The organism is Paenibacillus sp. JJ1722, from assembly GCF_048282685.1.
GTDB lineage: Bacteria > Bacillota > Bacilli > Paenibacillales > Paenibacillaceae > Paenibacillus > Paenibacillus polymyxa_B.
The window spans coordinates 4,584,514-4,604,552 of sequence record NZ_CP182500.1; the positions used below are offsets into that span (position 1 = coordinate 4,584,514).

Annotated in this window: 17 protein-coding genes; 3 read left to right on the forward strand and 14 right to left on the reverse strand. The window is 46.2% G+C overall.

Translation table 11 applies throughout. From position 1 onward, the window contains the following. Nucleotides 1–92: 92 nt before the first annotated feature. The 3 genes from ACM1ND_RS20280 to ACM1ND_RS20290 form a co-directional block, all read right to left on the reverse strand. Nucleotides 93–254 carry a hypothetical protein gene (locus ACM1ND_RS20280; RefSeq protein ID WP_023989922.1) on the reverse strand — a complete coding sequence of 54 codons (162 nt, stop codon included), beginning with the start codon at nucleotides 252–254 and terminating at the stop codon, nucleotides 93–95. 118 nt (nucleotides 255–372) lie between these two features. Further along, on the reverse strand, nucleotides 373–819 hold the full coding sequence (gene dtd / locus ACM1ND_RS20285) for a D-aminoacyl-tRNA deacylase (RefSeq protein WP_023989923.1): 447 nt from the start codon (nucleotides 817–819) through the stop codon (nucleotides 373–375). A 137-nt stretch (nucleotides 820–956) separates the two neighbouring features. After that, the gene (locus ACM1ND_RS20290) at nucleotides 957–3,134 is read right to left on the reverse strand and encodes a RelA/SpoT family protein (RefSeq protein ID WP_025720225.1); all 2,178 of its coding nucleotides are present in this window, start codon (nucleotides 3,132–3,134) and stop codon (nucleotides 957–959) included. A 269-nt stretch (nucleotides 3,135–3,403) separates the two neighbouring features. Here ACM1ND_RS20290 and uraA point away from each other — a divergent pair, with 269 nt between their 5' ends. Next, on the forward strand, nucleotides 3,404–4,714 hold the full coding sequence (uraA, locus tag ACM1ND_RS20295) for a uracil permease (RefSeq protein WP_075154637.1): 1,311 nt from the start codon (nucleotides 3,404–3,406) through the stop codon (nucleotides 4,712–4,714). Nucleotides 4,715–5,195: 481 nt separating this feature from the next. On the opposite strand, the gene ACM1ND_RS20300 is transcribed toward uraA, so the two are convergent. From ACM1ND_RS20300 to ACM1ND_RS20325, 6 genes are all read right to left on the reverse strand, one after another. Then, nucleotides 5,196–5,708, reverse strand: a complete 513-nt coding sequence (locus ACM1ND_RS20300) for an adenine phosphoribosyltransferase (RefSeq protein ID WP_028542428.1) — start codon at nucleotides 5,706–5,708, stop codon at nucleotides 5,196–5,198. Nucleotides 5,709–5,777: 69 nt separating this feature from the next. Beyond that, complete coding sequence (gene recJ / locus ACM1ND_RS20305) at nucleotides 5,778–8,174, reverse strand: single-stranded-DNA-specific exonuclease RecJ (protein ID WP_053325960.1); 2,397 nt, start codon at nucleotides 8,172–8,174, stop codon at nucleotides 5,778–5,780. 32 nt (nucleotides 8,175–8,206) lie between these two features. Beyond that, on the reverse strand, nucleotides 8,207–9,163 hold the full coding sequence (locus ACM1ND_RS20310) for a cation diffusion facilitator family transporter (RefSeq protein ID WP_075154638.1): 957 nt from the start codon (nucleotides 9,161–9,163) through the stop codon (nucleotides 8,207–8,209). A 199-nt stretch (nucleotides 9,164–9,362) separates the two neighbouring features. Next, a complete protein-coding gene (gene secF / locus ACM1ND_RS20315; RefSeq protein ID WP_023989929.1) occupies nucleotides 9,363–10,280 on the reverse strand; it encodes a protein translocase subunit SecF in 918 nt (305 codons plus the stop codon). After that, complete coding sequence (gene secD, locus ACM1ND_RS20320; RefSeq protein ID WP_023989930.1) at nucleotides 10,270–11,526, reverse strand: protein translocase subunit SecD; 1,257 nt, start codon at nucleotides 11,524–11,526, stop codon at nucleotides 10,270–10,272. Before secD ends, secF begins: the two co-directional genes overlap by 11 nt. 90 nt (nucleotides 11,527–11,616) lie before the next feature. Further along, on the reverse strand, nucleotides 11,617–11,874 hold the full coding sequence (locus ACM1ND_RS20325; protein WP_013311570.1) for a post-transcriptional regulator: 258 nt from the start codon (nucleotides 11,872–11,874) through the stop codon (nucleotides 11,617–11,619). Between the two features lie 307 nt (nucleotides 11,875–12,181). On the opposite strand from ACM1ND_RS20325, the gene spoVB reads away from it, so the two are divergent. Next, complete coding sequence (gene spoVB, locus ACM1ND_RS20330) at nucleotides 12,182–13,756, forward strand: stage V sporulation protein B (RefSeq protein WP_023989931.1); 1,575 nt, start codon at nucleotides 12,182–12,184, stop codon at nucleotides 13,754–13,756. A 5-nt stretch (nucleotides 13,757–13,761) separates the two neighbouring features. Here spoVB and ACM1ND_RS20335 read toward each other — a convergent pair whose 3' ends face one another. Beyond that, on the reverse strand, nucleotides 13,762–14,538 hold the full coding sequence (locus ACM1ND_RS20335; protein ID WP_075154639.1) for a DUF421 domain-containing protein: 777 nt from the start codon (nucleotides 14,536–14,538) through the stop codon (nucleotides 13,762–13,764). 206 nt (nucleotides 14,539–14,744) lie between these two features. Between ACM1ND_RS20335 and ACM1ND_RS20340 the strand changes: the two genes are divergently transcribed. Then, on the forward strand, nucleotides 14,745–15,134 hold the full coding sequence (locus ACM1ND_RS20340; RefSeq protein WP_075154640.1) for a TIGR04086 family membrane protein: 390 nt from the start codon (nucleotides 14,745–14,747) through the stop codon (nucleotides 15,132–15,134). An 88-nt stretch (nucleotides 15,135–15,222) separates the two neighbouring features. Here ACM1ND_RS20340 and yajC read toward each other — a convergent pair whose 3' ends face one another. The 4 genes from yajC to ACM1ND_RS20360 are packed head-to-tail and all read right to left on the reverse strand — an operon-like array spanning nucleotide 15,223 to nucleotide 19,882. After that, the gene (yajC, locus tag ACM1ND_RS20345; RefSeq protein WP_075154641.1) at nucleotides 15,223–15,558 is read right to left on the reverse strand and encodes a preprotein translocase subunit YajC; all 336 of its coding nucleotides are present in this window, start codon (nucleotides 15,556–15,558) and stop codon (nucleotides 15,223–15,225) included. Nucleotides 15,559–15,592: 34 nt separating this feature from the next. Next, nucleotides 15,593–16,732 (reverse strand): tRNA guanosine(34) transglycosylase Tgt, encoded by a 1,140-nt coding sequence (gene tgt, locus ACM1ND_RS20350; protein WP_013311575.1) that lies wholly within the window; start codon nucleotides 16,730–16,732, stop codon nucleotides 15,593–15,595. Between the two features lie 20 nt (nucleotides 16,733–16,752). After that, nucleotides 16,753–17,781, reverse strand: coding sequence for a tRNA preQ1(34) S-adenosylmethionine ribosyltransferase-isomerase QueA (queA, locus tag ACM1ND_RS20355; RefSeq protein WP_028542424.1), 1,029 nt, complete (start codon nucleotides 17,779–17,781; stop codon nucleotides 16,753–16,755). Between the two features lie 7 nt (nucleotides 17,782–17,788). Continuing rightward, nucleotides 17,789–19,882: a SpoIID/LytB domain-containing protein gene (locus ACM1ND_RS20360; protein WP_075154642.1), complete on the reverse strand. Its 2,094-nt coding sequence runs from the start codon at nucleotides 19,880–19,882 to the stop codon at nucleotides 17,789–17,791. Nucleotides 19,883–20,039: the final 157 nt, after the last annotated feature.

Here is a 20,039-nt window from a genome sequence, read left to right on the forward strand (position 1 = left end):
CTCCTGCACTAATTCAATGCTACATATTTTGTTTTTGACCTCTTTGTGCTGCTTTCGGGTAGAACCTCATTAACGCTCCATTTAACCCGATGTTACCTGCGCGGCAAAGCACCGCGTCCCGGCTTGTCGATGGCTGTTGCAACATGCTGCAATAACGTATCAGCATTACGAGTAAGGCTGATTGCCTCCTGCATACTACCGGGAAAAAGCAGCACAGTGCTTCGATGCCCGTCCATTTTTGGGGTTTGACGCATAGCTTCGTCTCTCCTGTCACCCTTAGGCTATCCGCCTGGCTAATCACCAATCAGGATGACATTATGGTCCCTCTGAACAGCTATTTTATTCTACTCAGATCACGCCATGAATGCATAGTTACGAACGTTCGGTATCCAAAATCAGTGTCACTGGGCCCCAGTTCGTCAATGAAACATCCATCATAGCCCCAAAAATTCCCGTTTCTACCTCCAGGCCCTTGGCTCGAAGCTGACTGTTGAAGAAATCATACAGCTTCTCCGCTTCCTCTGGTTTGGCCGCCCCCATAAAGTTAGGCCTTCTTCCTTTACGGCAGTCACCATACAACGTAAATTGAGAGACAGACAAAATGGCTCCACCGACATCCAGAACGCTGTCATTCATTTTACCTTCAGCATCCTCAAATATACGTAATCCCGCTGTTTTATCCGCCAAATAAACGGCATCGGCTGCTGTATCTCCCTGACCAATACCAACCAGCAGCATTAATCCGGTTCCAATCTTGCCGACCACCTTTTGATTCACCGTCACCTGAGCGTCTTTACAGCGCTGAATAATGATCTTCATCGCCTATCCGATATCTCCTTTAACCTTCCCTTTTAAAAGGTGCTCACAGCCGTATTACGGCTCTTTTAGCAGCCTATGGGTCTTTCTACCCAAGATGTGTTACAAAGGCTATAAACCTATCTGTACGCTTAATAAGGTTATTGCATAATCCGATGCACAGTGTATACATCCTTCACCCGTTTAATCCGTTCGACAACAGAATGCAAATGATCCGTGTTGCGAATGAGAATCGTGATGTGAATCATCGCCATTTTATTTTTATCTGTACGACCTGTAACGGCCGAGAAGCTGGTTTTGTTCTCAGAAATGGCCTGAAGCACTTCATTCAGCAAACCGTTGCGATCATGCCCCGTAATCTCAATATCGACGCTGTAATTGACTTCCGCTGCTTCTTCCCACTCCACTTCAATCACGCGCGCCTGATCTTCGCCCGTACCCGAAGGAATATTCGGGCAATCCGTCCGGTGAACGGATACGCCGCGTCCACGTGTTACATAGCCGATGATGTCATCTCCCGGTACGGGATTACAACATCGTGCAAAACGAACGAGCAAATTATCGACGCCTCTGACGCTGACACCGTTGGTCGGTGTTTTTTTCCGTTCGCCCTGCGGCTTGTACTCCTTGACCTCGGTCGTCAATTCGATCAACCGTGCCTCTTCTTGTTCCTTACGCAGCTTCTCTGTCAAACGTGTACAGACCTGCGCTGCGGTTATACCACCAAAGCCAATCGCAGACAGCATATCTTCGGAATCGTTAAAAGAGAACTTCTGTGCCACTTCCTGAAGCTTGTCGTCGCTCATCCACACCGATGGCTCGATATCACGTTTTCTTAGCTCACGTTCCAGATTTTCGCGGCCTTTTTCAACATTCTCCTCACGCTTTTCTTTCTTGAACCATTGTTTGATTTTACTGCGCGCGTGAGAGGACTGAGCAATTTTGAGCCAGTCCTGACTAGGTCCATAAGAATGCTTGGACGTCATAATTTCGACAATATCACCGGTTTTAAGTCGATAATCCAAAGGTACGATTCTTCCATTTACCTTAGAGCCAATCGTTCGATTGCCAACTTCGGTATGAATACGGAAAGCAAAGTCCAGCGGAACGGATCCGGCCGGCAACTCAATGACCTCTCCCTTAGGAGTAAACACAAACACAAGGTCTGAGAAAAAGTCCATTTTGAGCGATTCCACAAATTCCGACGCATCCTTCGCCTCATTTTGCAGCTCCAGGATTTCTCGAAAAAAGGTGATTTTATCCTCAAAGTTAGTGTTGTTTGCTCCGTTGCCTTCTTTATAGGCCCAATGGGCCGCAATCCCGAATTCAGCGGTACGGTGCATATCCACTGTGCGAATTTGTACCTCGGTAGGCTCCCCGTTGGGACCTACTACTGTCGTATGAAGGGACTGATACATATTGGCCTTAGGCATAGCGATATAATCTTTAAACCGCCCCGGCATTGGCTTCCACAACGTATGGATAATCCCCAGTGTGGCGTAACAGTCTTTAATGTTATCCACAATAATTCGAATCGCCAGCAAATCATATATCTCATTGAATTGCTTGTTCTTCGTCGTCATTTTTTTAAACACACTGTAAATATGTTTAGGGCGTCCGGACAGATCAGCCTGAATGCCCATCTCTTCCAGCTTCTCTCTGATACGCTGTATGACATTATCAATAAACTGCTCCCGCTCGGCCCGCTTCTTATGCATCAAATTAGCGATGCGATAATACTGCTGAGGATTCAGATAGCGTAGAGCAATATCTTCCATTTCCCATTTAATGGCTGAAATACCCAGTCGATTCGCAACCGGACAGAAAATCTCCAACGTTTCATAAGCAATCCGACGCTGGCTTTCCTCTGACTGATATTTCAAAGTACGCATGTTATGCAGACGATCTGCTAACTTAATGACGATGACACGAATGTCCTGCGCCATAGCAATAAACATTTTTCGATAATTTTCGTTCTGTTGTTCTTCCTTGGAACGGAACTGGATACGTTCCAGCTTCGTCAGACCATCGACAAGCATCGCACATGTATCGCCAAAATGCTCGCGAATCTGCGCCAAAGACACCGTCGTATCCTCCACAACGTCATGTAAAAGAGCGGCGATAATGGAGATGGTATCCATCTGCATATTAACGACGATATCAGCAACCGCAAGCGGATGCAGAATATAAGGTTCACCGGACTTACGAGTCTGGCCGGAATGGGCCTGCTCGGCAAAATCATAGGCGTCCCTGATGCGGATAAGATCTGCTTCTCTGGTATAGGCCCCGGCCTTTTTAAGTAATTGCTCTATCCCCATTCTGCTCTATTCCGTGTCCTTTCTATGCAAAATGGAACCCGCCGATCAATGTCGCGCAAAGGTTCCCTTTTAAAAGTGATTTCCTACAATTATGACGGTTAGCACGTCGCACGTCAACTATTACAGGTTTGGCATTGTCGCATTATTCTGTCACACATGGATAAGTAAAATGAGGATTGTTGACGAAATGAAACGAATTATATTGAAAAAATTACGAAAAGTAATTAATGTATATAAGAATAATTGAAAGAACTAAGGAGTGAACTGCGTTGCAACGCGAAATTCAAGTTAATGAAAAGCTACCGGCAGGACCCGGGTTCCTGCTCAGCGTACAGCATTTGTTTGCCATGTTTGGCAGCACTGTGCTGGTGCCGAATATTTTCGGCGTCGATCCCGGCATGATTTTGCTAATGAACGGTATTGGCACATTGTTGTACATATGGATCTGCCGCGGCAAAATTCCCGCCTATCTCGGCTCTAGCTTCGCTTTTATCGCTCCCGTCAGTCTTGTGCTTAAAAACAATCCCGGCGGCAACGGCTATGCTATGGCCCTCGGTGCTTTCATCGTTACAGGTATTATTTTCTGCCTCGTCGCACTGGTAATTAAATATGCCGGAACCCGTTGGCTGGACGTCGTTTTTCCTCCAGCTGTTATGGGCTCCATCGTAGCCTTAATCGGTCTGGAACTGGTTCCGGTTGCAGCAGGCATGGCAGGCATTATCAATGCCGATCCTACTAAAGCCTGGTCTCCAGATCCCAAAACGATTACTCTTTCGCTCGTTACACTCGGGGTCACTGTTCTCGGTGCGGTGTTGTTTCGCGGGTTTGCCAAAATCATTCATATTCTGATCGGTATCGTAGTGGGCTATGTGCTTGCTTATTTTATGGGCATGGTCAATACACAGGCCATTGCAGACGCTCCTTTTTTCGGACATCCTGCAATTACCACTCCCGTTTTTAATACCTCTGCTATGCTGACGATTCTTCCTGTTGCTCTGGTTGTCATCGTAGAGCATATTGGTCACTTACTTGTGACTAGCAACATTGTCGGGCGCGAGTTGTCCAAAGATCCTGGTCTCCATCGCTCACTGCTGGGTAACGGTATTTCCACCGTCATTTCCGGTTTTGTCGGTTCTACACCTAATACGACTTATGGTGAAAATATTGGTGTCATGGCATTAACTAAAGTGTACTCTGTATGGGTCATTGGCGGAGCGGCTGTCATTGCCATCTTGCTGTCCTTCTCAGGCACGTTCTCAGCGATTGTTTCTAATATTCCAGCTCCAGTTATGGGTGGCGTATCCTTACTATTATTCGGTGTCATCGCTGCCTCCGGTCTAAGAATCTTCGTTGAGCAAAAGGTTGATTTCGCCAAGCCAACCAACATGCTGCTTGCGACCATCGTGCTTGTTGTAGGAATCAGCGGTACTACGCTCACTTGGGGCGCTGTAACCTTGAAAGGTATGGCATTGGCTACAATCATCGGCATCATCCTCAGCTTGTTCTTCAAGCTGATTGACGTGCTCGGCTGGTCCAACGATAAATCGCAGGAACCTTTAACCGAGAAAACACCAGATTGATATCTGTTTTTAAACTTTAAAACGCTGCTCCATGAGTCACGGATCAATACGCTTGAGCTTTTAAGATAAGCGTGTAAAGATCCGTCTCCCATGGTGTCGGCGTTTTTTTATGCACGGCCTTTTTAAAATAGATACTCCTTCATCCATCTTCAGAGCACCCCATCCAAGTCAGTTGCAATAACTGCTTTAACCCTCGATAAGCAACGAGCAGCATTTTTGACTTATTTCCGTATCTAGCTTCTGCTTAGCAAAAAATAAAACAAAAACTGATTGAAATCAGTATGACCACTATGCTCCTTATGACCACCTCTGCTCCTTTTTTTATTGTTCATAGACATTTACGAAATTTTTTCAGACCTATTTTCCAACAAAGAAACAAAATAGTCCGATGGAGCAACTCTTTAGATAAAGAGATGTTCCATCGGACTATTTAGGCGATCCGCACATAATTATTTCCCGGGAAACCCGGGTTTCAAAATACTTAATACGTAATCAGGGTGAATACATCTACATCAGTCAGTTTCGCCCGACCGTTTAAGTCAGACAGCTCGATAAGAAAAGCAGCCCCTGCCACATTACCACCAAGCTGGCGTACCAAGTTCACGGATGTAGCAATAGTTCCACCTGTAGCAAGCAGGTCATCAGCAATCAAAACATTTTGGCCTGGTTCTATAGCATCCTTATGCATCGCCAGCGTATCTTTACCATACTCCAAACCGTATGCTTCCTCAATGGTTTCCCCAGGGAGCTTGCCACTTTTACGGATGGGAATAAAACCAACACCAAGCGCATAAGCCAAAGGAGCACCAACAACGAACCCACGTGCTTCTGGCCCTGCAATCAAATCAATTTTCAAATCCGATACCAGTTCCTTCATATCGTTGATAGCCTTGCGGTATAGTTCACCATTTTTCATCAGGGTCGTAATGTCCTTAAAACTAATCCCTGGTTGTGGAAAATCGGAAATCACCCGAATATATTCTTTGTAGTCCAACTTAGTTCCTCCTACTGTAAACTTCAAATTAGTATATACATTTTACAACATAAATTGCGAAATAGTATCTCAAGACGCACCCTTCATAAGCGACATAATCCAGCTCGTCATCTGGGTAGTGTCCGCATCCAACAAGTACTTCTCCATCTCAGCCATATTATACAATTCCTGATATCGTGGAGAAGCTGTTAAATCCCGCTTAGGCGGATTGGATACAAAACAGAATTGACCATCTGTACGCGTCATAAACTCAAGTTCTTCGAAGATGTCCAACACTTTGGATAACATGCGTACTGAACAGGAGCACTGTCGGCTAAGAGCAGGCAGCATTGCTTTTTCATCAATAGGCTGTGTCCCCATTCGGGAAAGCACAACGTAAATACGCTTGAACAGCTCTCTGTCGGGGCTTACGAGTCGACCGCCACGCTCACTGACCGAATGAAGGAGAAATACGTTCTCTACATTCTCAAAGGTAGACCATAATGCCTGAAACTGATCCGGTGTATCCGGCGGCTCTAGTACGAACAGCGACTTTACAGAGTGCTGTGCATCTCTTTGACCATCACTGGGAATAACGCTGCCATCTTTATCGTACAACCATAAGGATTCAGCATCCACGGAGCCCGAGGGACGAAGCCTAGATGACGGGTGGATCAACACCGCAACGTCTTTCTTTCTTTCCTCTATGCGTGGATGAAAGATCTTGAGTCCCCGCTCTAATTCGGCAAAAGGGTCCGACACTCCACGATAATCAAAAATTTGCGGCTCCTGCACTCGAATGTCCTGCATCATTAGCTGGAGAGACCTTTTACCGTTCCATTCATTAATTGACAATTCACCCAGCAGATCTATCTCCGTTTGTTGCTGTAAAAAATCAGCCAAATCGCCACGACGGAAGGCAATCGCGTCCAGCGATAAACCGTTCTGCTCCAGCAAGAGCTTCACATGATTTTTCTCACGTCCCATTTTACGAGCTTCACGCAATTGCAGTCCCTGTAATACGAATCGTGGAGAAGGATTCCCCATACCAAAAGGCTGAAGCAACTCCAGTTCTTCAACCACTTGCAAAGATACCTCGTCCAAACGACAGACCATATCAGCTTCAGCTACAGGAATGAGATCTTCTGGTGTCAGAATGGAACCCGCATAGCGGTTCAGCTGCTCTTCAAACAATTCCAGATTGTCACGGGACAGCGTCATACCAGCAGCCGAAGGATGACCCCCAAAATGCTCCATAAGCTCATGGCTGTCCGTAAGAGCACTGTAAATATCCAATGCAGGAATAGAACGGGCAGAACCTTTGCACATGCCTGTCTCAGCATCTATACCAAGAATAATGGTCGGTCGATAATAACGATCCAATAGCTTGGATGCCACAATTCCGACAACGCCGACATTCCAGCCTTCACCAGCCAACACAATAACTGACGGTAGCTTGCCTCCATTCAGTTTGGATGCCAATTGTTGCTCGGCTTGCTCCACAATACGTTCGACCACCTGTTGACGCTCACGATTGAGCAGGTCCAGCGCATGCGCAAGTTGATCTGCTTCTTCCTCTTTTTCTGTCGTCAGCAGAGAAACTGCTCGTCCCGCATGATCCAAGCGCCCGCTGGCATTAATCCGCGGAGCCAATGCAAATGCGATGTTGACTGAAGTCACTGTAGATATATCCACGCCCGCTACATGGAGCAACGCACGAATACCCGGAAATGCAGAGTTTCTCATGGATTGAATCCCTCTGCGTACCATCGTCCGATTTTCACCATGTAGTGGCATCAGATCGGCTACCGTGCCGATAGCGGCGATTTCAAACCATTCCTCCGGCACCTCACCCAACAGCGCCTGGGCGAGCTTCAGGGCAACACCAACACCTGCAAGACCTTTAAATGGGTATGGGCAACCGGGTAGCTTCGGATTAATCAAAGTATATGCCTCGGGAAGTACAGCAGGCGGCTCATGATGATCCGTCACAATAACATCTATCCCCAAGGAAGTTGCATAAATAATTTGCTCTACTGCACTAATTCCCGTATCTACCGTAATGACCAGCGTAACTCCCTGCTGATGAGCCCAATCAAGGGCATGATTATGCAGACCATATCCCTCATTAGAACGATGGGGAATATAAATATCATAAGAAGCCTTCAGAAAACGCATGAGCTGAATCATCAATGATGTACTGGATACGCCGTCCGCATCATAATCGCCATAGATTAATATATGCTCGCCACGTTCCAGAGCCTGGCGAATTCTCGGCACGGCTTCTTTCATACCAAGAAGCAGAAAAGGGTCGTGTACATCGTCCACACTTCCGTACAAAAAGCGGTTTGCTTCCCCGGCGGTAGTGACGCCCCGGTTCACTAAAAGCCGGGACAACAATGGTGAAATCCCCAGTTCTTCTGTCAACAGCTGAGCCGCTTCCAGGTTAGCCTCTGGGGTCTTCCATCTGTACTGCGAATGAAGCAATCCTATTCACCTTTCTTTCATAGTCGTCTGCCCTATTGAAGCAAAGACGACACATCATTATCTGGCAGTTCATGATTGGATTTGTAAGGATACCCGGCTTGATAAGAAATGAACTGCATTTGTACATGGGTCACCTGTGGAAAACGGGCTAACAGTAAATTTTTTGCTCGATCGGCAATTTCCTGCGCTTCCTGTACCGTAATCCGCGGGTTCACACTTATCGTTACATCCACTGTTATGAAATGGCCTGTTTCCTGGGCATGTAAGTGTTCAACCGTTACAATACCATACACCCGTTGAATCGTCTCCATAAAGCGTCGGGAGTCTTCCTCCTGCAAGGGCTGTGCAGGAACCTGGTAAGCGGTATTCATTACCATCAAATATCCTTTACGCAGCACCAGACAGGCTACCAGCAAAGCTGCGGTTGGATCAAGATATAATAATGCAGGCCATTCCATTGCTTCGCCAGTCATTGCACCGATCATGCCGATCAATGCAATCAACGATGCATACAGCGAGTAACGTTCATGGTTAGCGTACCGATCTGCTTCCGCTTTATGACCATGTTTAATCGAGTAGCGATATTGAAACTGAAATAGCGCTTCTCTCAACACCAACGCAATAAATACGGTAATTAATGCATACAGACTGGGAGCCTGCGGTTCCGAACTGCTTAATAAACGAACCGCCGAGATAGCTAGCTGAAGACCGCTCATCAGCACTAAAATAGCCAGCACCACAGATATGACCGTCCGAACCTTTTCACCGTTCCGCAACCGTGCCAGCATTCCGTGCCCTGTAGCACCCTTGGAAAACAGAAGCTCCTGCAAACGGGAAGCACTATCCGCAGCCGTGTGCAGTGCATCCCCCAACAACGCCTTGCTGTTTGCAGCATAACCGACGGTTCCCTTTAGAACAGCCAGCGCGAGATTACCTATAATCCCGCTCAACGCCGCAGTTTCCAATGATCGGCTGCGTTCGCTATTCACAACGTTTCCCCCTCAATCCTGAACTAACCCTTTCCCAATAAAGCTCATTCTAAAATAACCGAATTTCTCAAAACCAAAAACCATTCACATTTAAGTGCCACTACTGTGCCTTACTCAAGGTAAATCTCAAAACCTTAGAAAACCGCGCCCAAGCAGACGCGGCTTTCTCTTTAATTTATACTACTGGTATTTGCGTAACTTAAGACTTTGCAGTTTTGACCGCGCCCCCGCCAGCTGTCGGGGATTTTTGTTTTCCTTTCAATGCCACCCACAGCGGGCTGGCAATGAAAATGGAGGAATAAGCACCAAACAACAAACCAATGACCATTGCAAGTGAGAACATACGGATCGATTCGCCGCCAAATATGAACAAACATACGGAGGCAATAAACACCGTAAACACGGTTGCAAGTGAACGAGTCATTGTCTGCGCAATACTGTGATCAACTACCTGTTCTAAGTCGTCTCTGGACTTCTTCTTCGCAAATCGTAGATTTTCCCGAATACGGTCAAAAATAACGACGGTGTCATTAATGGAGAAACCAACAATCGTCAGAATTGCCGTAATAAAGGTCAAATCCACCTCAAGCCGGAAAATCGAGAAAATACTGATAACGAGGAAGGCATCATGCAACAACGAAACGATGGCTGCAATGGCAAACCGCCATTCAAACCGGATCGAAATATAGACCGCGATGGCTACACATGCTAGCAAAATCGCCCATATTGCATTCCGCTCCAGTTCTTGTGCCATTTCCGTATCTACTGTATTGACCTCAAAGGAAGCCTTTGGATCAAGCTCTTTATTAAAGGAAGTCTTAAAGTCATTCACTTGCTGATCCGTCAAAACCTGTGAGAAGCGAATGCCGAAACGCTCTTTCCCCGGTGTATAATCCACCTCTTTACCGATCTTCTGCTTGTCCAGCAAAGTTTGAATCTGTTCCTGTGTAACGACTTTAGTCAAATTGACATCCACATTGGAACCAGAACGAAAGTCTACCCCGTAATTCAAGCCGAATATCGACAAGCTCAGAATACCAAGCAGTGTGATAATAATCGAGAACGTGTAAAACCACTTGCTCATCTTGATATATTTATAGTCCCAATTAAAGCGCACTAATATCACTCTCCTTCACACCAAAATACTTGGGCTTCTTCACAGCATCCGCTTTAACCAGCAGATTGAGCAAGAAGCGGGAGAAGAAGATATTCGTCAAGATACTGGTGACAATATCAACGATAAGCACCAGAGCGAAACCTCTAACGGAGCCTGTTCCGAGACCAAACATAACCGCTGCCGCTATAATTGTCGTAATATTGGCATCCATAACGGTACGGAACGAAGCCTTACTACCTGCGATAACGGAAGAACGAATCGTTTTGCCCGTCTTGATTTCTTCTTTAATCCGTTCATACGTAATAATATTGGCATCGACTGCCATCCCGATCCCGAGCACGAAGGCGGCGATACCTGGGAGCGTGAGCACGAATCCACCCAAGTAGAAGATCGCAAGCACCAGCCAAGTATGAACGATGAGACAAAAACTGGCCACTAATCCTGGTATACGGAACATCGCAATCATAAATACCAGAATAATGATTGAGCCGATCAACCCAGCACGAATCGTCTGATCCAGTGACAATTGACCCAGCGTAGCACCTACACTCTGAGAATATTTTTCCGTCAGTTTGAGCGGAAGGGCACCCAGATTAATCGTATCCGCCAGTTTATTCGCTTCATCACGAGTGTAGCTACCTGTGATTGACGCGCTACCGTCCGTTAATTCCCCACGTACTGTAGGTGCAGACAGCAATTCCTGATCCAGGAAAATAGCTAATTCTTTATTCAGAAGTCGCTTTGTGATTTCTGCAAATTTAGCTTTGTCCTTCACTTTGATACTAATCTCAGGTTGATTCAGCTGGTCATAGCCTACAACAGCGCCATTCTCCACAAAATCATTACCGCGGAGCTCAATTTTGCTGTATTGGCCTGGCTTTTTAGCATCTGCTGCCGTTGCACTGCGGAACGTTAATTCTGCAGGCTTTTTCAGCATGGAGCGGACTTCTGCCTCATTAGTGACACCAGCAAGCCGCACGCGAATTCGGTTGCTTCCCTCTGTTGTTACTTCCGGCTCAGTCGTACCGAGCGCATTAATCCGTCTCTCCAGACTTTGAGCTGTTTGTATAAGAGACTGTCTGGTTACACTCTGCCCGGCTTCCAAAGGCTGGGCTTCATATAAAATCTCAAAGCCTCCCTTTAAATCGAGGCCTAATTTTAAACTGTTCAGTAGGCCCGGGCTTGTCCCGATCATAACACCAGTAGTTATGAGCACGACCACGATGAAACTTAGAATTCTCTTCATTCCGTCCCATGTTCCCCTTTCATTCTCAATATTCCTATTATAGCTACCCCTCAAAAAGCAGTCAATTTGAACGCAAAAAAAGACCCCCTTCTATTCGAAAGTGGAGCCCCGTAATGCGGACATAGTCAAATAGTTCATAAAGCTCGTCGCTTTAAGGGAAAGTATATCGTTAACGAGCTTGTGCAGCGGAGGGATACCCTCCTTTTCATATTTATGGCTGACGCAATTCCACACATCCTTACTTGTGACATGCTCATAGCCTACGAGAATCAACTCGTCCGCCTTACTTTGACAGAGCATCTCAATTGCGTCATCCCAATCCTGCTCATCCAGCTCTTCCATACCCACGATGGCCGTTCCTCCTCCCAGCGACTACCGGTTCCGCAGATCAGCAATTAGCGGGGTTATTGACTGCTTTGTAGAACATTTCTGTCCTGATCCTGGAAAACCCTTCTTTTCGTTGAAAATAGCCTTAAATCAACAATATATGCATTCATTTCGCTCGTCAATAGCAGAATTCACCACTCTCCCTCTTGTTGTCTAAATCACTTTGTTTCTGAACGGAAAAGCTTGTCATGAAGATGGACAGGTCCAGCATATCTTCTAAAGTAATGTATAGACGCAGAATTACATTTTGGGGAAGAGGGAGTTGCGATTGAAAAAGCAGACATTCATCCATGGAGCAATTATTTTATTGGCAGCAGGAATTATCAACCGGATACTAGGTTTTATTCCCCGAATCGCACTCCCGCGTATCATCGGCCCCGAAGGAGTTGGCTTGTACCAACAGGGGTATCCCTTTTTTATCGTTCTGGTGACGCTTATTACAGGGGGAATCCCTCTTGCGGTAGCCAAGCTAGTAGCCGAAGCCGAAACGGCGGGACAGCCCGAAATGTCGCGGCGTATTTTGCACACCAGCCTGCGCTTCACCATTACACTCAGTCTGATCGCCATGGTGCTCTGTCTTGTGTTCGCGCCTTGGATCACAAGCCATCTCCTGACCGACAGCCGCGTGTATTATACATTCGTGAGCATGAGCCCAATGATAGTCATTGTAGCTGTTTCCTCAGCTTATAGGGGCTATTTTCAGGGAAAGCAAAATATGATTCCTTCTGCCACCTCCTCCATTGCGGAGACCGTTATGCGCATTTTTTGTGTCATTTGGTTTGCTTACTTGTTACTTCCTCATGGGGTAGCCTACGCTGCTGCAGGTGCCATGCTCGGTGCTCTGGCGGGCGAATTCATTGGCATGATTGTGCTGCTATGGCAATACGTGTGTAACCATCGAAAAGATCGCATCCTTCAGCCGAAGTCGCCTATCCCCTCCTCTGAGGTTCAACCCGAGCAATCATCCGTTTTGTCACGTCTTATGTCTATATCCGTTCCCGTTACTGCTGGAAGGCTTGTTGGTTCCTTATCCTATTTGCTCGAATCTATCTTGTGCATGCGTAGCCTCGCCGTAGCAGGCATTGCAACTGGCGTGGCAACCGCACAATATGGAGCCATGCAGGGCATGGTCATTCCTGTATTATTACTACCTGGGGTTCTTACCAGTTCGCTAGCAGTTTCACTCGTTCCTTCGTTATCCGAAGCAGCAGCCAAGGGGCATATTACAGCCATTCACAAACGTCTACATCAATCGCTTCGGCTCGCTTTGGTTGCAGGAGCCCCCTTTGCCGTAATCATGTATGTTTTGGCAGAACCTCTGTGTCTGCTACTCTATAATAATGGCGATATTGCAGGCATGCTTAAGCTCATGGCACCTTTTGCTCTTTTTATGTACATTCAGGCCCCGCTTCAGGCAGCACTTCAGGCATTAGACCGTCCTGGAAGTGCGTTATTAAATACCTTTATCGGAGCCGTTATCAAAATTGCGCTAATCGTCTGGCTTGCTTCTCAACCTCAGTACGGTATCTACGGAGCTGTCATCGCCATTTGTATTAACAGCGCCATTGTTACACTCCTTCATGGCTTCAGTGTCAGCAGACTGCTTCGCTTCCGCGTACGTTTGCTCGATTTCTGGAAGACCGGGATAGGTATGATCATCATGGCAGCAGCAGTATTATATACCTACAGACATCTAACGATGTTCAACCAAATGTGGCTTCAGTTTATTTTTGCCGCAGGTTTGGGAATTATACTGTACCTTTTCCTAATGACCTTGATCAAAATGATTGATTGGGACAACCTTACACGCATTCCAATCCTGAGAAGATGGTTTAAAGCATAAGAAATCTAATCCGAAGATTTTCCATAGGCCGGTGGTGTAATATACACATCACCTCTATGGTTAACCGAGCATAAAAAAACATCCTTAAAATCTTTGTGTCCCTTTGCTTGAATCTGATTTTTAAGCCAAAAACGGTTCATATCCATCCGTTCCAAATTTCGATCCAGCACCTTGCCATCCATGATTAATGGAATAGGCAGTCCCTCATATCTAAACTTTCCACCGATTTGTGGAGAAGGATGGACTTTATTCACCTGTTGCTCTTTGTTTATCAAATCTGTTCCGTTTAATTCTTGCTTCATTTTTTCGTGTTCCACTCCATCGCTATCATCCTTACCTATAACCGTTAGCTTACCTGTCGTTTCCAAAATAACATATTCGACTTCGTCCAGACTTTCTATATTTTGTTCACGAAGTTGTAACAGCAAGTCATCTAAATTGTAACGTTGTTTCACCATTTCGTCCTTGTTTAATTGTCCATTGGAGTACAATACACTGGGCCTACCATCAAATAGTAAGCGCAGTCGCCGACTTTTCAGACTAAAAAATGAAATCCCGATTTGCAAAATTAACAGCACTCCTAAAGGAATCAGCCCTTCATAAAGTGGACGTTTTATATCCTCCAGGCTGAATACAGCAATTTCTGCAATCATAATCGATATGACGAGATCGAAAACAGACAATTTGCCGATCTCCCTTTTACCCATCAAGCGCATCACCAGATATACAATAAAATACATGAGCAGCGTCCGAAAAATATGAGCAAAAATATCGTGACTCAATATGTTCGCCTCCTCCCCTGTACTTGCAATAAGACATTAGTCGTTCATTGTACACGTATTCTGACCGTTCCTCACTTGGCTCATACAAAAAACAAAAGGCTAAATTATTGAAATAAAGAGAAAGACTGCTTGCGACTTGGTACTAAGCAGGGAGGCTTGGCCATAGAATGATAATAGTTCAAACCTTGGTACAGGAGGAATTATCAATGGAGCTCATTCGCCGCTGGTGTTCGTTTCGTCTGGCCCATCCCATTTTATCCGGCTTATTTTATGCTTTTGCATGGATGCTGCTTGGCGCATTGATTCTTTCACTACTCTTGTGGCTGACACAGATGCAGGAACAGGACTTATCATTGTATACGTATATCGTCCACGCATTCGCCATGCTATCTGGCGGCTTCGTCGCCGGTAAAAGATCCACAAACAAAGGCTGGTATCAAGGCGGTATTACAGGCATCCTGTATGGACTAATCGTTTTGCTGGTCGGTTTTCTAGCATTGGATGCGGGCATGAACGGCAAGGACCTGTTACACTTAGGTTTCGCGTTTGTCATAGGTGCAGGTGGTGGGATGTTTGGCATTAATCTCAGCAAGTAATCAAAATGTTTGTATCCATGTAATAAAACAACACAAAAAAACCGAGCCTCCTCAAAGGCTCGGTTTTTGCATAACGGTCAGAAGCATTTTACGATTTGGAAACAACTTCCTCAGATACCGTGTCTTTTGCAATCGCATTACTAATTGCACTGCGGTCAAAGGTCAGCTTCGTGACATCATTCACACGCAAAACTACTACATCATCCGTAATCTCCACAATTGTACCGTGAAGACCTCCGATCGTAATTACTTTATCTCCCTTTTTCAAAGCTTGAAGCATCGTTTGACGCTGCTTTTGTTTTTTCTGATTCGGGCGAATCAGCAAGAAATAGAAGATTACAAACATCAGAGCCAGTGGCCAGATCATTTGAAAAAGTCCGCCAGTTCCACCGGGTGCAGCAGCGGCTGTAGCAAAATGAAACATGTTAAATCCCCCTTTCGTATACTCTCCCTAAAACTTAAAAGCCTTTATCATTATCATGAAGACCGTACTGCTCAAAAAATTCATCTCGGAAATCAAGCAGCCTGTCATCCATAATCGCTTGTCTGACATTACGCATCAATTGTATTAAGAAATGCAAGTTATGATACGTTGTCAGTCGGAGCCCGAAGGTTTCATCCGCTTTAATCAAATGCCGCAAGTAAGCACGTGAATAATTGCGACAGGTATAACAATCACAAGCGGGATCGAGCGGGCCAAAATCACTTGCATATTGGGCATTGCGAACGACAAGACGACCTTGGCTGGTCATCGTTGTCCCGTTGCGAGCAATTCGCGTTGGAAGTACACAATCAAACATATCCACACCACGGATAGCGCCTTCAATCAAGGCATCTGGAGAACCTACACCCATCAAATATCTTGGCTTGTTGGTGGGAAGCAGAGGCAGCGTGTAATCTAGCACTTCATACATCAAATGCTTCGGTTCACCTACGCTCAGTCCACCAATAGCATACCCCGGGAAATCCATGGAAGTCAAATCCGCAGCGCTTTGCTTACGCAGATCTTCATGCATGCCTCCTTGAACAATGGCAAACAGACCTTGATCATGAGGACGCGCGTGTGCCTCCAAACAACGCTCAGCCCAACGGCTGGTACGTTCCAGTGACTTTTTCACATACTCATATTCAGCCGGAAATGGCGGGCATTCATCGAAGGCCATCATAATATCTGAGCCAAGCGAGTTTTGTATTTCCATCGCCACTTCAGGCGAAAGAAACTTCTTATCTCCATTTAAATGAGAGCGAAAATGAACACCCTCCTCTGAAATCTTGCGCATTTCACTTAAGGAAAACACCTGGAATCCACCGCTGTCCGTTAAAATAGGGCGATCCCAATTCATAAACTTGTGCAGTCCACCTGCTTCACGAATAATATCGTGGCCAGGACGAAGAAACAAATGGTACGTGTTACTCAAAATAATTTGAGCATCCATCGCTTTCAGTTCCTCAGGACTCATCGTTTTAACAGTAGCTTGAGTTCCCACAGGCATAAAGGTTGGTGTCTCAATAACTCCATGAGGTGTGTGTACACGCCCAAGACGGGCTCCCGATTGCTTGCAGGTTTTAATATGTTCGTATCTTATTGCTGGTGCCATATTTTCTCTACCATCCTTAATTAATAAATGAACATTGCGTCCCCGAAGCTGAAAAACCGATATTGTCGGTCAATCGCCTCCTGGTAAGCATGCATAATATTTTCCCTGCCCGCCAGTGCGCTGACCAGCATAACCAAGGTGGATTTAGGCAAATGAAAATTCGTAATCATCGCATCCACCACACGGAATTCATAGCCTGGATAAATAAAAATCTGTGTCCAGCCACTACTGGCCTCTAATACTCCATCTAGGAATTTATTGCCCACCGTTTCCAGCGTTCGGCAACTGGTCGTCCCCACCGCCACGACTCTTCCGCCGCGCGCCTTGGTTTCATTGAGTACATCCGCTGTTTCCTGTGACAATGAATAGTATTCTTCATGCATCACATGTTCTTCAATCGTATCCACAGACATCGGTCTGAACGTCCCTAAGCCAACATGAAGTGTGATAAAGGCAACGGTAACGCCCTTCTTTTTAATCTGGTCCAGCAATTCTTCTGTAAAGTGCAGCCCTGCCGTTGGAGCCGCAGCAGAACCTTCATGCCGAGCATAAACTGTCTGATAACGCTCGCGGTCATCCAGTTGTTCCTTGATATACGGCGGAAGCGGCATCTGCCCCAGACGGTCCAAGATCTCCTGGAAAATACCGTCATATGAAAATGAAAGTACCCTTCCGCCCATATCTCCTTCTTCCTCAATTACTGCTTTCAGCTCATCACCGAAAACGATAACAGCACCCTTTTTCAGCTTTTTACCGGGTTTCACCAGTGCTTCCCATCGATCCCCTTGCAGTTGCTTAAGCAGCAAAACCTCAGCCTTAGCTCCCGTGTCTTCCTTGATGCCAAACAAGCGTGCAGGAATCACTCTCGTATCGTTTAACACCAGCGTATCCCCTGGTTGAAGATACTGCACAATATCCGAAAACGTATGATGACCCACTTCACCATTATTTTTGTTTAACGTCAGTAATCTAGAAGCACTCCGATCAAGCAAAGGTGTCTGTGCAATTAATGTTTCAGGCAGTTCAAAATCGTAGTCGTTTACATTCATATATTGGTCAGTCCTTAACTATATCCACATTTTTGTAATAGTGTTGCAAAATTTTCTTGTAATCATACCCCTGCTCGGCCAAACCGTTGGCACCCCATTGGGATAAGCCCAAACCATGACCATTTCCTTTACCTGTAAAAATAAAGCTTTGTGTTTTGTCAATGACCCGTGCATGACGATCTTCATTCATGACGATCACCCCGTTACCACTTGAAGTACTACTGCCAGATGCGGACAGGATTTGAGTGCCTTGTGTACCACTTACATGAGAAGTAGCCCCATCAGCGCCTAATACAGTATAACTTCCGGTACTCGCAATATCAAACAGTGTGCTTGGGAGTCCGCCCATCGCTGAGCGAAACATATCTGGATATTTCACTTTCAAAGGGGATCCGTCCGCTTCAACCTCCAACACTCGCCCTGATGGACCACGTTTGGTGACATCAAGGTGATTAATAGAGGAAGGCACTGTGCCCGTGACTTTCCCTTGCAGGGATTTAGCAAGCTGAGCTGAGGTAAAGGGCCCCCGCACCCATGCATAGTCTCCGGACTGAGGCACCTTTTCTAATACAATTATCTCTTCGCCCGGCTGCGCCTTGGCTATTGGTGTAACTGTCGATTGGATTTGGGGAATAGGACGCACATTTGTATTTTCCGCAGTGACGGTGATTTTGTCTAACCCCGCTTCTGTGACACCCTCCAGTTCCTTAGCATTATCCTCACGAATATAACCTGTCTTGCCACTGGAGAGAAGTACATGATACCATTCCTGTGCTCCTTTTTGTGCCGAAGTATCCCCCGAGCTGTCTACGCTGGCAAAGGCTTCGCCACCACTGTTCCACACTTCGGAAGCATCTGCTGTCACACCGCCCGCATTAGATGAAAATACAGCTTCGACCACTTTGCCGCCACTTTTAATGACTTCACCAGCTGTTGCATCTACAGCCTCATTGACATTGGCATGTTCCGAGCTCTTACCGTTGTAAGCCTGGCTTAACGTACCATCTACTACATTGCCGATCTGAAACCGATTGCCTTGGGCAAGCGCGTAGCTACGAGCCGCTACCGCTTGAGCCTTGAGCGCTTCATCTGGCCATGAGGAATAGACCTCTGCTCCTACCACGGAATACAAATACTGCTCCAAAGGAACTTCGTTCACAAGCGCCAGCTGGCCTGACGTCATGCCGATCTCCATCTCGCCGCGATATGTACGCTGTGATCTTTCCATCACTTGTATTCCATTATTACCGCCGTTGACAATTACCTTGCTATTATCAGAACCACTTAGCATGTAATGAGACATCACCTGCGAGCCGGTCGTGACTCCTGCTTCCTGTCTTATAATGAGGCCGGTTTGAGTAGCATTAACTTTAGACAGCGTGAGTCTTGGTTGCTTGCTCTCCAGCTCTGTTTTCAAAGCCGACAGCTTGCTGTCATTACTTTCTTCTCCAACCCATACAGCATACTGGCCTCTTGATTGAATCACAGTAAAAGCATCAAAGCCTGCCGCAGCAATTGTCGTTCGAACGAGATTAGCTTCCTGCTCGCTTCCGTAGCTTCCTGTGGACCAATGCTTGTTTCCCTTAACCTCGGGCTGCGCTCCGGTTGCGGAGGAAATCCGCTGTACAGCAGCCTGCGCAGACTGTTCACTAGCATATATTCCCGCGTACACTTGATACACAGAGCTACCATTTTTTGAACCGATAAAAACCGTAGGTTTATCATTAGTCTTTTGCAGGGCTTGGGCCGCTTTTATCGCCGCTGCTTCATTCCCTTCAAGTACCTTCACCCGATAGCTGTCTACACTAAAACGAACCGTACTGTCTGGCAGTCCCATCCAAGTTTGAAAACTGCCTCCACTGTTCTGTCCAACACTCAGACCTCCTGATGATTTCAAGGTTACAGCGGGAACTGTCGCTTTATATTTGCTACCTAGATCCGCAAAAATCACTACACGAATATCCTCTTGGGCGGCAGCAGCGTGAACGCCCGAAGACCAAGGTATGCACACTGTAGCTAATACCATAATCGCTGCTGCTCGTTTGGCCCGGCCCATCCATGCACCGAAAATACTTTTTCGGTTAAATGCTTCTCCACTCATTTCTGGCTCCCCCAATCTAGCTGTCTAGCACTTATATTGCGTAATTTATCGGGATCTCGACCCTTGTCTGTCCCTTTAAATACATCGGCGGAATAAACCAAAATATGAACCCGCTCGAATCTTACTTACACTCTCACTTCCCTTAATCACCCGTCAG